This is a genomic window from Clostridium sp. CS1-1, assembly GCF_056135525.1.
Map to the genome: position 1 here is coordinate 4,228,612 of NZ_CM148680.1, position 13,297 is coordinate 4,241,908.

At 31.8% G+C, this 13,297-nt stretch carries 13 protein-coding genes, 2 tRNA genes and 1 other RNA gene; 1 reads left to right on the plus strand and 15 read right to left on the minus strand.

Annotated elements, in window-relative coordinates:
• Nucleotides 1-2 precede the first annotated feature (2 nt).
• The 10 genes from ssrS to AC0N0V_RS19920 form a co-directional block, all read right to left on the minus strand.
• Nucleotides 3-181, minus strand: a non-coding RNA gene (gene ssrS, locus AC0N0V_RS19875) — 6S RNA.
• Nucleotides 182-191: 10 nt separating this feature from the next.
• Nucleotides 192-273: transfer RNA gene (locus AC0N0V_RS19880), tRNA-Leu, on the minus strand.
• A 92-nt stretch (nt 274-365) separates the two neighbouring features.
• On the minus strand, nt 366-950 hold the full coding sequence (locus AC0N0V_RS19885; RefSeq protein ID WP_474460539.1) for a lytic transglycosylase domain-containing protein: 585 nt from the start codon (nt 948-950) through the stop codon (nt 366-368).
• 21 nt (nt 951-971) lie between these two features.
• A complete protein-coding gene (gene coaE, locus AC0N0V_RS19890) occupies nt 972-1,595 on the minus strand; it encodes a dephospho-CoA kinase (RefSeq protein ID WP_474460541.1) in 624 nt (207 codons plus the stop codon).
• A 223-nt stretch (nt 1,596-1,818) separates the two neighbouring features.
• Nucleotides 1,819-4,473, minus strand: coding sequence for a DNA polymerase I (gene polA, locus AC0N0V_RS19895; RefSeq protein WP_474460542.1), 2,655 nt, complete (start codon nt 4,471-4,473; stop codon nt 1,819-1,821).
• Nucleotides 4,474-5,085: 612 nt separating this feature from the next.
• Nucleotides 5,086-6,003, minus strand: a complete 918-nt coding sequence (glsA, locus tag AC0N0V_RS19900) for a glutaminase A (protein WP_474460543.1) — start codon at nt 6,001-6,003, stop codon at nt 5,086-5,088.
• A gap of 212 nt (nt 6,004-6,215) precedes the next feature.
• Nucleotides 6,216-6,344: a hypothetical protein gene (locus AC0N0V_RS19905; RefSeq protein WP_474460544.1), complete on the minus strand. Its 129-nt coding sequence runs from the start codon at nt 6,342-6,344 to the stop codon at nt 6,216-6,218.
• Between the two features lie 215 nt (nt 6,345-6,559).
• A complete protein-coding gene (locus AC0N0V_RS19910) occupies nt 6,560-7,561 on the minus strand; it encodes a GGGtGRT protein (protein WP_474460546.1) in 1,002 nt (333 codons plus the stop codon).
• A gap of 21 nt (nt 7,562-7,582) precedes the next feature.
• Nucleotides 7,583-8,275, minus strand: a complete 693-nt coding sequence (locus AC0N0V_RS19915) for an iron-sulfur cluster assembly scaffold protein (protein ID WP_474460547.1) — start codon at nt 8,273-8,275, stop codon at nt 7,583-7,585.
• Nucleotides 8,276-8,641: 366 nt separating this feature from the next.
• Complete coding sequence (locus AC0N0V_RS19920; protein ID WP_474460548.1) at nt 8,642-8,932, minus strand: hypothetical protein; 291 nt, start codon at nt 8,930-8,932, stop codon at nt 8,642-8,644.
• A gap of 120 nt (nt 8,933-9,052) precedes the next feature.
• Here AC0N0V_RS19920 and AC0N0V_RS19925 point away from each other — a divergent pair.
• A tRNA-Leu gene (locus tag AC0N0V_RS19925) sits at nt 9,053-9,139 on the plus strand.
• Nucleotides 9,140-9,360: 221 nt separating this feature from the next.
• Here AC0N0V_RS19925 and AC0N0V_RS19930 read toward each other — a convergent pair.
• The 5 genes from AC0N0V_RS19930 to AC0N0V_RS19950 all read right to left on the minus strand — a co-directional run bounded on the left by AC0N0V_RS19930 (nt 9,361) and on the right by AC0N0V_RS19950 (nt 13,183).
• Entirely contained in the window at nt 9,361-11,766 is a 2,406-nt protein-coding gene (locus AC0N0V_RS19930; protein WP_474460550.1) for a type IV secretory system conjugative DNA transfer family protein, read from the minus strand.
• Nucleotides 11,757-11,987: a hypothetical protein gene (locus tag AC0N0V_RS19935; protein WP_474460551.1), complete on the minus strand. Its 231-nt coding sequence runs from the start codon at nt 11,985-11,987 to the stop codon at nt 11,757-11,759. The genes AC0N0V_RS19930 and AC0N0V_RS19935 overlap by 10 nt, the downstream gene beginning before the upstream one ends.
• An 11-nt stretch (nt 11,988-11,998) precedes the next feature.
• On the minus strand, nt 11,999-12,349 hold the full coding sequence (locus AC0N0V_RS19940; protein ID WP_474460552.1) for a hypothetical protein: 351 nt from the start codon (nt 12,347-12,349) through the stop codon (nt 11,999-12,001).
• Between the two features lie 334 nt (nt 12,350-12,683).
• The gene (locus AC0N0V_RS19945; protein WP_474460553.1) at nt 12,684-12,854 is read right to left on the minus strand and encodes a hypothetical protein; all 171 of its coding nucleotides are present in this window, start codon (nt 12,852-12,854) and stop codon (nt 12,684-12,686) included.
• Nucleotides 12,855-12,979: 125 nt separating this feature from the next.
• Complete coding sequence (locus AC0N0V_RS19950; RefSeq protein WP_474460554.1) at nt 12,980-13,183, minus strand: helix-turn-helix transcriptional regulator; 204 nt, start codon at nt 13,181-13,183, stop codon at nt 12,980-12,982.
• Between the last annotated feature and the right edge of the window lie 114 nt (nt 13,184-13,297).

Below are 13,297 nucleotides of genomic sequence, written 5' to 3' on the forward strand. Positions count from 1 at the left end.
ATAAATGCTCCAAAATACCGCTACTCTAATTTTGACACCTATCTCTCGATAGGTGGGTGTTCGCACAGTTGCTGCAATCTTCCTTCATAAAATGAAGGCCTGAACTTCACATCTCGATATAGAACTCCCTTGTAAGTAATGTAGGTTCAAAATAAGAGCTCCACGAATACCTCAGAAATCATTTATTTTTATGGTGCGAAAGATGGGACTTGAACCCACACGGTCTCCCACACGCCCCTCAAACGTGCGCGTCTGCCATTCCGCCACTCTCGCATATCTTATTTTTATTATACTATATTTTTATAGATTGTCAACTATGGCATTTATAATATGTAAATTGTATACTTCTATGGAGTATAAACTTATTACTTATCATAATCCATAGAAGTATTTAATTTACTGCTACTTTCTCCGTATAAATACTTATAAATCCTATAGTTTACCTTTACTTTCTTGACATACTTGTCCGTTTCTTTGAATGGTATATAGTGTAGATTTTTTCCATCTGCAGAATGCTCTGAATTTTTTAACCATTTCTGAACGTTTCCTCGTCCTCCATTATAAGCGGCTAATACAACTTCTATATTATTATCAAATTCATCTCGTAAATTATCTAAATACCAGCATCCCATCCTTATGTTAAATTCAGGTTCATATAGCATTTCAGTATTATAATGCACTATTTCCATTTTCTCAGCAGCCCACTCCGCAGTATCTCCAGTTATCTGCATAAGTCCATATGCATTCTTATTAGACTTAGCCTTTTCTTGAAAATTACTTTCAGTTTTTATTACTGCCGCTACTAAGTATGGATCTAAATCATATCTCTTCGAATATTTTACAATATGATCCGTGTATTTTATCGAAAAAAAATGTCTTGCAATATTTTTTACATTCATTAGTAATAAGACCAAAAATATAATTACAAATACTCGTTTAATAACTTTCAACTTAATATGTGTCTTAAAAAGTTATATCCTAAGACACTCCACCTCCCTATACTTGCTCCCAATATCTTTAAGAATATTTTCTACTTCCTCCTTTGTTTTTTTCATTGTGCCTGTATTATCGATTATATAGTCTACTATATTCTTTTTCTCATCTAAGGACATTTGAGAATCTATCCTATTTTTTGCCTGTTGCTCTGAAAAATTATCTCTATCTATTACTCTTTTTATTTGAGTTTTTAAATCTACCCAAACAAGTATATTTATGTCCATATACTTATGCATTCCATTTTCTATTAAAGTTGGAGCATCTAAAACACATAGTGATTCTTTTTTCTGTTCTAGTTTATTAATTCTACTAGAAATCTCTTTGTAAATATATGGTATTATTATATCTTCATAGATTTTTCTTTTAGCTTCATCTTTAAAAATGAAGTTTCCAAATTCTTTTCTTTTAAGTTCACCATTTTCATTAAAGAATTTTTGCCCAAAACATACTTTTACTTTTCCCAGTATTTCAGGATATAGTTTCAGCACCTCTCTAGCTACTATATCTGCATCTATTATAGCCAATCCTCTTTCTTTAAACAAATTTGATACTGTGCTTTTACCGCTTCCAATACCACCTGTGAGCCCTATTTTTAACATTATATCACCACCATGCATAAGCAATTTTAAAATCTATTTTTATCCAACTAATACCTGACTCGATTCGCACCAAATCGGAGATTTGGGCTCTCTGCCTTCACTCTGTAAAAGCTTGGTAGCTGTTAGATTCGTTTAACTAGAAATCAAGTAGTGATGGAACCTCTACCTGATCGCTAGTTTAACTTTAAATAAATTCCTTGTTAAACTTTTACTTAAAGACTTTTTACTTTGCTTCGTACCAGTTTTCTCCTATATTCATATCTACTTCAAGAGGAACACTTAATTGAAGAACTTCTTCCATTTCCTTTTTAACTATCTCTTTAACTTCCTCAATCTCATTTCTATATACATTAACAAGTAGTTCATCATGAACTTGAAGTATAACTTTACTGTTAAGGTTCCTTTTTCTCAATTCATTATATACGTTAACCATAGCCAATTTAATGATATCTGCCGCACTTCCTTGGATTGGTGCATTCATCGCTAACCTTTCCCCAAAAGCTTTTACCATCTTATTCGAAGCATTTATTTCCGGTATAAATCTTCTTCTATTCATTATTGTAGTAACGTAGTCTTTTTCTTTCGCATGTTTTATTATATCATCCATGTACTTTTTTACACCTGGATATCTTTCAAAATATGTACCTATATAGTTTTTAGCTTCTTTTCTTGATATCTTTAAATCCTTCGCTAAACTAAAATCTCCTATACCATAAACTATACCAAAGTTTACTGCCTTAGCATTACTTCTTTGTAATGATGTAACTTCATCAATTGGCACTCTAAAGACTTCTGACGCAGTTTTGGTATGTATATCGCTATGATTTAAAAAAGCTCCTATTAAATTTTCATCCTCAGCTATGTGAGCAAGTACTCTAAGCTCTATTTGAGAATAGTCAGCTGAAAGAATAACGCTATCTTCATTATCGGGTACAAAAATCTTTCTTATTTCTCTTCCCATTTCATATTTAATAGGTATATTTTGAAGATTAGGTTCTGTACTTGAAAGTCTTCCAGTGGTTGTTACAGTCTGGTTAAAATTAGAGTGAATCTTCCCATCCTCATCAATTACAGCTCTTAACCCTTCGATATAGGTTGAGTATAATTTAGTAAGCTGTCTATAGTAAGTTATCTTTTCTATTATTGGATGTTTATCTGAAAGTTCGTCTAAAACCTCTGCATTAGTGGAATACCCCGTTTTAGTCTTTTTAATCACAGGTAAATCTAACTTTTCAAATAATATCTTTCCTAGTTGTTTAGGAGAATTTATATTAAACTCTTCCTCTGCTAAATTATAAACTTCTTTCTGGATTGAGTCTATCTCTGATTTAAATTTCTCCCCAAGTTCATTTAACTTGCCTTTATCTACCCTAAATCCCTCATTTTCCATAGATGCTAAAACATCCGTTAATGGCTGTTCTACATTATATAAAAGTTCCTCCATTCCACCCTCTCTTATACGAGATTCTAAAACTTCATAAACTTCTTCCAAAAGAGACGTTCCTTTAATTTGAATATACTCTTCGTCGCCTTGCACATTCCTCTTTAAATATTGTTCTATTATATCATTTAATTCATATTTCCCTCTTGAAGAATCTACTAGATAAGCAGCAATTTTAGTATCAAATTTCACTCCTACAAAATCTACACCCATCTTATGTAATATTGTATGAGGCACTTTAACATCATGGCTTATTTTTTTAATATCTTCACTTTCAAATATATTTTTGAGTAATTTTACAGCTTCTTCTTTATTTTCATTAATAATTCCGCTTAATTCTATTAAATAATTATTTTCCTTGAAATTTATGAATATCTTTTCTATAAAGCTCTTAGAATATATATTCGCTTCAGTGACTTTAAATGTTAAATATAGTAACTCGCCATCTTTATAATTATCGTTTATATTCTCCATAATTTCTTTAAATCGCTCTATTGTAAAGATTTTATTATATACTACTTGAACTTCCTCCTGTAAATTTTGTCCTTCACTTTCGTCAATATTTTCTCCACCAGGTATTTTATCTAAAAGAGATTTAAATTGAAGTCTAACAAATAATTCTCTTACTCCTTTAGCATCATAACTTTCTTTTGATTTTATCGAATCTAAATCTATCTCAATAGGAACATTCGTCATTATAGTTGCAAGCTTTTTACTAAATATCGCTTGTTCGCTATACTGCATTAAGTTCTCCTTTATCTTTTTACCACTTATATTATCTATATTCCCAAGTACACTTTCTATGCTGCCATATTCTTTTATAAGCTTATATGCAGTTTTTTCGCCTATCCCTGGAACCCCTGGTATATTATCAGATGCATCCCCCATAAGTCCTTTGACATCAATAAACTGAGTAGGGGTTACACCAAGTTCCTCAATCATTCTGGTTTTATCATAAAGTTCTTTTTCTGTAATTCCTTTTTTTGTTATAATTACATTTACATTATCTGATGCTAACTGAAGAGCATCTCTATCTCCAGTGACTATATAAACTTCTATATCCTTATTTTCAGCAAATACTGAAAGAGTACCTATTAAATCATCTGCTTCAAATCCATCTATTTCAAATATATCGATAGCCAAAAGCTCTAAAAGCTGCTTAACAACAGGGAACTGCTCTCTTAGTTCATCGGGCATTCTCTTTCTTCCTGCTTTATATTCTTTGTATTCATTATGTCTAAACGTTGGTGCACTTTTATCAAAAGTACATACAATATAATCTGGATCAATTTCTTCCTTCATTTTAAAAAGCATGTTTGTAAATCCGTATATACCATTAGTATGCAATCCCTCTGCATTCGTCAAAGGGGGTAATGCATAAAAGGCTCTATTCATTAAACTATTTCCGTCTAATATTAATAACTTTTCCTTAGACATATGTTACCTCCATCATTATGGAACAATTAAATTTACATTAATATTCCTATTTAAAATATAACTATTTTCTATACTTACCTATTCATATCTTAAGATTTACTATATTTATCAATAACATTAGCCTTATTTATTAAATCTAGTAAATCAATACTATTTCTTATTACGAAATAGATTTCTCTATCTCAACTTCTTTATTATAACACCTAACTGAGCTATTCTCTATTTTTTGATAACTTTTTTCATAAGACTCACTATTATCTAAAAATCTTAACATATGGTAACCTAGGTTGCAAATTTTATACGCAGTCATTATAAAGCTTGATGCTGTATATATTTAATCTATTCATTTCATTAACTTTATAATAGTAAATTATACATATAGTAACAATATAATAAAAGACTTAATGTCGTAAATGTAGAAATTCACTATATGTATACCTATAAAATTTCAATTATATGAGTCATAGCATTCCCATACTAAACTATATGTCAAAAAATTAAAAATCTAAGCTAAAACGATTGCAGAATAAATAAAACCCCTCTTACTATTACCTAAGAGAAGTTTTATTTCAAATTACTTAATATGCATTTTATAATAATTAATAGATATAACTAGAATATACTTAAATCGAGTTCTTTAGAAACCTCTTCTAGAAGCTTAATTCCACCAATACTGTTTCCCTTTTCATCTAATGCCGGCCCAAATACTCCTATTCCCATTCGCCCTGGTGCCGCTGCAAGTATGCCTCCACCTACACCACTCTTACAAGGTATTCCTATTTTTACGGCTGCATCTCCTGATGCATCGTACATTCCACAAGTTAACATTATAGTCTTGACAATCCTAGCAACATAAGCTGGCACTATCCTTTCCCCACTCCATGGAAGTATGCCATTATTTGCTAATACTGCACCTACTCTTGCTATATCCTTACAGGTAGCTTCTATAGAGCATTGTCTGAAATATACGTCTAAAACATCCTCTACATCATTTTCTATAATACCAGTACTTTTCATAAAATACGCCAAAGACCTGTTTCTATCTCCAGTTATCCTTTCAGAATTATACACATTCTCATTAATATCTATCTCTGGATTGCCGGTTATCTTTCTTGTAAACTTTAGTATTCTTTCAAATGTGTTATCTCTTCCTTCTCCTGCAACCAATGAGACTGTCGCAATAGCACCAGAATTTATCATTGGGTTCAAGGGCCTTTGAGGGTTTTTAGTTTCCAAATTAATTATAGAATTAAAAGCATCCGCTGTTGCCTCCATTCCAACCTTTTTGAAAACATAATCCTTTCCATTATCTAATATGGCAAGCATTAGAGTTATTACCTTAGAAATACTTTGAATTGTAAACTTATCTTCATAGTCTCCCGCATAATACTCTTCTCCATCTAAAGTTGTAATGCATATACCAAGACAATCTCCATTCGCCTTAGTTAATTCTGGTATATAGGAAGCCACTTTTCCTTCTACTGTGTACCTTTTGTTATTTTCTACTAAGCCTTCTAATAATCTTCTCATTTGTCCACCATCCATCCTAAATATAAGTTATCTATTCAAGTATTTAGCAACTACCTGAAATTTAAATGTATTACGTCAAATAATTACTATTATGAATTAAATCCATGCATATATATTATATATATTTTTTAACATTTTGTAATGCTTTTTATAAATTTTCATTAAAAAAGTAGCAGAGTAATCTGCTACTTTTTACTGATTGCAATTAATATCTATTTTGAAAATACTCTTCCTATCATATCAAACAGGAATTTACAACTTTCTTTTTTCTCTTCTTTTTCTTTTTTAGTATTTTCTAATTTATCCTTAATTTTCTTAATATTCGTTGTCTTATCCTGCATTAAAAATCCACTCCTTTTTATTTATTTTATGATATATATAATTATTAAATTAAAAATCTATAAAAACATAGTATCTATATTATTAATTATTATAATATTTATCTAAGTAAATGTCACTACTAAAATGCAAATCTTCTAAATATTTTTTAAATTCTAATAACAAAGAACTCTATACAGAAAGTATAGAGTTCTTAAAAGCACATACTAAAGTTCTACTATTTACACATAGACTCTTCTATAGCAACTGCCACTGCAACAGAAGCTCCAACCATTGGATTGTTACCCATTCCAATAAGCCCCATCATTTCAACGTGAGCTGGAACAGATGATGATCCTGCAAACTGAGCGTCTGAGTGCATTCTCCCCATAGTATCAGTCATACCATAAGAAGCTGGACCTGCTGCCATATTATCTGGGTGAAGAGTTCTTCCAGTACCACCACCAGAAGCAACTGAGAAGTATTTTTTACCCATTTCTACACACTCTTTTTTATAAGTTCCTGCAACTGGATGTTGGAATCTAGTTGGATTAGTTGAATTACCAGTTATTGATACATCAACTCCCTCATGATGCATTATAGCAACACCTTCCCTAACATCATCTGAGCCATAACATTTAACTTTAGCTCTTGGTCCGCTTGAGTAAGCTTTTTCTTTAACTATTTCTAACTTTCCAGTATAGTAGTCAAACTTAGTTTGAACATAAGTAAATCCATTTATTCTTGAAATTATGTAAGCAGCATCTTTTCCAAGACCGTTTAATATAACTCTTAGTGGCTCTTTTCTAACCCTGTTAGCCTTTTCAGCTATTTTTATAGCTCCTTCAGCAGCAGCAAAAGATTCATGTCCTGCTAGGAATGCAAAACATTTAGTTTCTTCTCTTAAAAGCATAGCTGCTAAATTTCCGTGACCTATGCCAACCTTTCTGTCATCAGCAACAGAACCTGGTATACAGAATGCTTGTAATCCTTCTCCTAAAGCTTCAGCAGCCTCAGCAGCCTTTGTACATCCTTTTTTTATAGCAATTGCAGCTCCTAATATGTAAGCCCAACAAGCGTTTTCAAAGCATATTGTTTGAGTTGACTTTACTATATTGTAAACATCTATTCCCTTTTCATCACAAACAGCTTTAGCTTCTTCTAAAGTTTTCATATCATACTTTTCAAGCACTGGTGTGATTTGATCAATTCTTCTTTCATAACTTTCAAATAATGCCATTTTCCACGTCCTCCTTATAAATTATTCGTGTCTTGGATCGATAACTTTTACAGCTTCATCGAATCTACCATATTGTCCAGTAGCCTTTTCCATAGCTTCGTTAGCGTCCATACCTTTTCCTATAAACTCCATCATTTTTCCAAGGTGGACGAATTTGTATCCTATTACTTCATTATCATCGTCTAAAGCTAGTTTTGTAACATAACCTTCGGCCATTTCTAGATATCTTGTTCCTTTTGCCTTTGTTCCGTACATAGTACCAACTTGGCTTCTTAAGCCTTTCCCCAAGTCTTCAAGACCTGCTCCAATAGGTAGTCCACCTTCTGAGAAAGCTGTTTGACTTCTTCCATAAACTATTTGTAAAAACAGTTCTCTCATAGCTGTATTTATAGCATCACAAACTAAATCTGTGTTTAACGCCTCAAGTATTGTTTTTCCTGGAAGTATTTCTGAAGCCATAGCTGCAGAGTGAGTCATTCCAGAACATCCTATAGTTTCAACTAGTGCTTCTTCTATAATACCATCTTTAACATTTAAAGTAAGTTTTGTAGCTCCTTGTTGTGGTGCACACCATCCAATTCCATGTGTTAAACCTGATATATCCTTTATTTCTTTAGCTTGCACCCATTTTCCTTCTTGTGGAATTGGCGCTGCTCCATGGTTTGGACCTTTAGTTACACAACACATTCTGTCTACTTCTGTTGAATAAATCATATTTTATTCTCCTTCCTATCTGGTAAATATCATCTAAATTAGAGTATAAAACATTCAGTTCTACAGTCACTATTTTATACTCTAGTATTAGTCTTTATTATTACGGGTACATTTTATACCCACTGGGACATAAACTGACTAATTAATGAACAATTACATTTTAACAAATCTAACCTTTTATCACAAGAGATTTTAGGAAGAATTTGAAACAAAATCTATATACACAATATTATAACATTTAATAATTATTTTTACATAATACACATTCTGTAAATATCTTATATAAGTTAAATATCAATTAAATTTCAGTAACTATAGTATTTAATTATGCTACAAATAAAAAGAGCTCACTAAAGAGCTCTATCATCACTTAATATATTCTAATTTATTCTTCAATTCGATAGCTTGTTTTGCTTCATTCAAGGCATTATTAATCTCCTCATTAAATCTAATTTTCTCTTCTTCATTACAAGTCATACTACTTGTCAAGTCTTCCAGTATATTTATTTTTTCTAGTTGTATAGTATAGAAATTATATCGCTCTTTACAATCATTTATTATTTTAGTTTGTGCTTCAATCAGTTCATCAATAGCCATTTTTCTGAGGTCTTCTTTTCCTAATTCTTTAAATAAATCCATACTAATTACCACCTCCATATTTCTTTATATTCTTTCTCTAAAAAATTTATTCTACTTATTTTTACTATCTTTTAGTTAAAAAACATTCCCAAAACCTTGACTCGATAAAATATATATGTTAATATAAATGTATGATTTGCCGAAGTGGTGGAACTGGCAGACGCGCCGGACTCAAAATCCGGTGGTAGCGATACCGTGCGGGTTCGATTCCCGCCTCCGGCACCAACTAATATCAACGTTTAAAGGGTTTTGGATAGTAATTCCAAAACCCTTTTTCATTTCAAAATGTCACCTTTTTGTCACCAGTCTAATTAAAACCTATAAAAACTTATGAAGATTTATCAAAACACTTCATTAATATATCCACATTATTTTAAAAAAACATCTAAGTTTTCCACACTTAAATCACATATACTAAGATAGATTCTACTGATAAACTTAGCCTTCTATACTTCTGGTAGTTCTGTAATAAATCTAGCATACTGATTCCCATAGTTTACGATGTTTAAACTAGTATGAGTTTTTAACGATAGCCCTTCTTCTACAGTAAAAGGTGATAACTCTTCTTTTAATGCTTCTAAATTCTCTTTCTCTGTTCCAGCTATTAATACATAACTTGCTCCGCTGCTTTTTAAAGCTGTAAGTAAATCCTTTAATTGTTTTAAGAAGTGACAACTCAATATTAACCCTAACCTATGCCTCCTAAATTCTGTGATGTGATTACTTAAAAATCTCGCTGTGGTTGGTACTTGGTGAACCTCATCAAATATCACATTGCATAATCTAGCGTCCTTATTATTTTCTCTCATTTGCACGGTTAACCAAATTCTACTTATAAAAAAGGTTGTTAGTATATCTCTCACCATAGCATTAGGAAACAAATATTGAGGTATCATAATAAATACGCTTTTGCCTTCTTCGATGTATCGTGTAAAGTCTTGATCCTCATCTATCCCTGCCTTAAGCATTGCCTTTAAGTATGGATTCTTCTGAAGTAAAGTTATTCTATTTAATATGCCAACTATTAAATCTTCTCTAGTTCCTATTATTTTATCTTTACTATCTCTTTTATGAAGTTCATTTAAATCAAAGAATATATCATCATCCTCGTCAAAACATTTACTATACTTAGCATACCTAATAGCTTCATTCCTTTTATCCCATCTTCTAAGTATGTCAAATACATCTGATATTTTGGCCATGGGTTTAATGAATGTTACCATGCAAGCACTGTGAAGATATCTGAGCATTGGAGCTGTTAACTCCCCTGTGCTAGAATCTGTCACAGCATTTATAAGATATTCAACTTGCTCGGATAACAAGTTAGCTAACCTTACTCTATCCCAAGCATCTAAATCCTCAGTAATCAGTTTAGTGACTTCATTATAAGCTAACGCAGGTATTAAGTCCCTTTCCCCTAACTTAATTACTACTTTTTCATTATCTTGTATTGCTTCTGCTACCTCTCTGGCAGTTTCACATGTTTCTATAAAGTCTATAACTATATTTGAGTATCCGGCCTTATGACAATCTTTAGCAGTACGTTTAATTGCTGTAGTTTTACCCGCATTTTGAGGTCCTACGAATACCTTTGATAGAGCCATGATATTTTTATCTTTACTCCAAGTAGCTATAATATTTCTACCTACCTTAGATGCTATACCTATTCTAACTTTTCCGTCCTGCAGTTCCTTTGGAATATCTACCTCTCTTGTATCTATGTTCTGTATTTGATATTCATTTTGTAAATCTCTTTGTGGCAACTGGATCAATTTAGCTACTTCCTTATCTGACATTATACATTTATTACTTGTAGATACATCGAACTTCATAACTTGCTTAAAGGTCATTTCCTGTTCTGCTCTACTTAACGGGTGGATAACTAGCTCATTGTCTAATGATAGATCTTTATAACTGTTAGCGACCGATAGCATATTTAACTTAGATCTATTACTATCTTCACTCTGAGATATAATTGTCATCTTAACTTTGAAAGCCTCAGAGGTCATCTTATAAGTTGTTGGTGGATGCAGACCTATATACTTTTGCTCCTCAATTGTTCTTTCCAAACTGTCTATTTTAAGTTCAAACTTAGGTAGATCCTCTTCTTTTTTCTCGGGCAAGAGTATTCCGAAAACACTTTCAAATAACAATAGTTTATATTCTATAAAGATTTGTAATGCAGCTTCTGCGCTACTAAACCCTAGCTTAGCCACCTTCTCTTTTGTCGTCATTTCATTGTTTCTTACTTTGCCTTTCTGATACATCTTAAATTCATCCTTAGCCACACTAATCCAGTTATGTCTACTAGTTGGCTCTATAGCTATGTTTATTCTGATCTGTTCACCCTCATTTAACATTCTAAGTATTCCCATCATGTTTGTTAAGGGGTAAAGGTTTCCTCTATCAGTCGATAAACTCTTAAAGCTATAGTCTTTTAGCACCACTTCACATATCTCACAATTTTTCTGTTTAAACTGTGGCATACTTATAGCTGGAATTTTACTAATCTCCGATTTATTCCATGCAGTTTTCATCTTACCTTCTATAAGCTCCATATAATCACTGTTTATCGTTAGATAGAAGTTTGCCTGACATTTACCTTCAATCTTTCTAAAAATAATGTCAAAGTGTATTTGTCTTGGAGTTTTATAATTGCCTTTTATCATATTTAACCTTTGACGCGGTGTAAGATACATACATGCTAAAGAATGTGCTATTATATCGTTATTCGAATTGTCAATTGTATAGTCTGGTATGATTTTATATGTCACCATATCCTCAGGTATAAAATTTATAAATGGTATTATGGTTTTAGTGCCTTCCTCTGTTTTTCTTCTCGTTACTTGCACGATGCTAACACCGCCCTTAAAATAGTGTAGGTTAGTAATGATAGACTAGTGAACTTGGTGCCAAGCTTTTTATTACCTACCATCATCAAAAACACACCAACTATAGCTATTATTATAAAAACATCTTCAAACTGTAATATAAAATACACCACGCCTTTTGTCATTGACATATTTAAGCTATGAGCCTTTGTATATATAAAGTCATCTAGCCACTTCAACATATAATTTCCCCCTAAAACTTAATGCCACTTATGATTTTAAAAATATAAGGTATCCATTGAATGCCTATGAATCCACCTATTGCACCTTTAATAGTTTTCATACCCTCATTTTCTTCACCGGCCATAATCTTCATAAATCCTTTAACCATGAAGCCGTATGCTACTGGTTCTGCTAAATCCTTCAGTACATCTATAAGAGGTTGCAAACTCTGCGTTACAGCTCCCGCATGAGCAACTCCTCCATTTAAGCCTTCAATCACGATAAAAGCAACAGTTCCAGACTTAACAAGTAACTTATTTACATCTATATCAAAACTCTGCACTTTTCCATTTGATTTAACTCTATACCCTACTATTTGCATACATAGTCCCCCTATTCATTTTTACTGTCTAATATTTTCTTTATCTGCTTATGACTTAAAGCCAAACCTATCAAAATTCCTAAAGCTAACTTAGTAAAAAAACTCATTTTTATCCTCCAAATATGAATTGTTTGTTAAGTTGTTTTTTAAAGTAGCAACTTTTCCAACATCCCTGCATAAGCTGTAGTAAAGCGTTACTTACAGCGACTTAGGATACCTATGCCCCCATGCATAAAGGCTTAAATTATGAGCAAAATACTACTATAAACATGTGAGGAGTTGGTATTATGGAATGGATTATAGCAGGCATTATTTTATATATATGGTCACAATCTTAGCCGGCATCTGAAGCTGGCTTTTTATTTTTCTGTAAATACTCTAAATAATGTTCTATAGCATCTTTAACAAAGTCGCTCTTTTCTTCCATTCCATTAACTGTTGTATATAACTTTATATCTCTGCTAGTTTGCTTAAAACTTACAGTTATTCTTAGCAACTCTTTCATCTCCTTTTCGCTCTCTTTACTAACAATATATGCAAGTGTTTCATAAATGTTTCCTAATTTTAGTATTAAATTCAACAATTCATTTTTAATCCTATTTTTAGTATTTATTTATATAAAAAAAGCACCTAATCTTCTAGGTACCATATATCCTCTACCTTTCGATTAAGTGCTTTAGCTATTGTTAATAAAGTTTCCGCGTTTCCTTGAACCTTATTAAGTTCAATTGTATTGTAAGTACTCTTTTTTATGCCTAACATTTCTGCAAAACCTTTTTGGTCCATCATGTATTCTCTCATCCTTATGGACTTGAGATTATTTTTCACCCCCATGTATGCCACCTCTTTTAATATCTACTATATTTACATATTCTATAGAATGTTTATATTTTCCTTTTTATGTTAATAATTTAATGAGGTGATATTTTGAAAAGTTATATAAGATTA

Excerpts from the sequence above, each read along its gene's own strand:
- coaE (WP_474460541.1), bottom strand. The coding sequence starts at position 1,595 with ATGTTAAAAATAGGGCTCACAGGTGGTATTGGAAGCGGTAAAAGCACA.
- polA (WP_474460542.1), bottom strand. The coding sequence starts at position 4,473 with ATGTCTAAGGAAAAGTTATTAATATTAGACGGAAATAGTTTAATGAAT.
- glsA (WP_474460543.1), bottom strand. The coding sequence starts at position 6,003 with ATGAGAAGATTATTAGAAGGCTTAGTAGAAAATAACAAAAGGTACACA.
- AC0N0V_RS19905 (WP_474460544.1), bottom strand. The coding sequence starts at position 6,344 with ATGCAGGATAAGACAACGAATATTAAGAAAATTAAGGATAAATTAGAA.
- AC0N0V_RS19910 (WP_474460546.1), bottom strand. The coding sequence starts at position 7,561 with ATGGCATTATTTGAAAGTTATGAAAGAAGAATTGATCAAATCACACCA.
- AC0N0V_RS19915 (WP_474460547.1), bottom strand. The coding sequence starts at position 8,275 with ATGATTTATTCAACAGAAGTAGACAGAATGTGTTGTGTAACTAAAGGT.
- AC0N0V_RS19920 (WP_474460548.1), bottom strand. The coding sequence starts at position 8,932 with ATGGAGGTGGTAATTAGTATGGATTTATTTAAAGAATTAGGAAAAGAA.
- AC0N0V_RS19935 (WP_474460551.1), bottom strand. The coding sequence starts at position 11,987 with ATGTTGAAGTGGCTAGATGACTTTATATATACAAAGGCTCATAGCTTA.
- AC0N0V_RS19940 (WP_474460552.1), bottom strand. The coding sequence starts at position 12,349 with ATGCAAATAGTAGGGTATAGAGTTAAATCAAATGGAAAAGTGCAGAGT.
- AC0N0V_RS19945 (WP_474460553.1), bottom strand. The coding sequence starts at position 12,854 with ATGAAAGAGTTGCTAAGAATAACTGTAAGTTTTAAGCAAACTAGCAGA.
- AC0N0V_RS19950 (WP_474460554.1), bottom strand. The coding sequence starts at position 13,183 with ATGGGGGTGAAAAATAATCTCAAGTCCATAAGGATGAGAGAATACATG.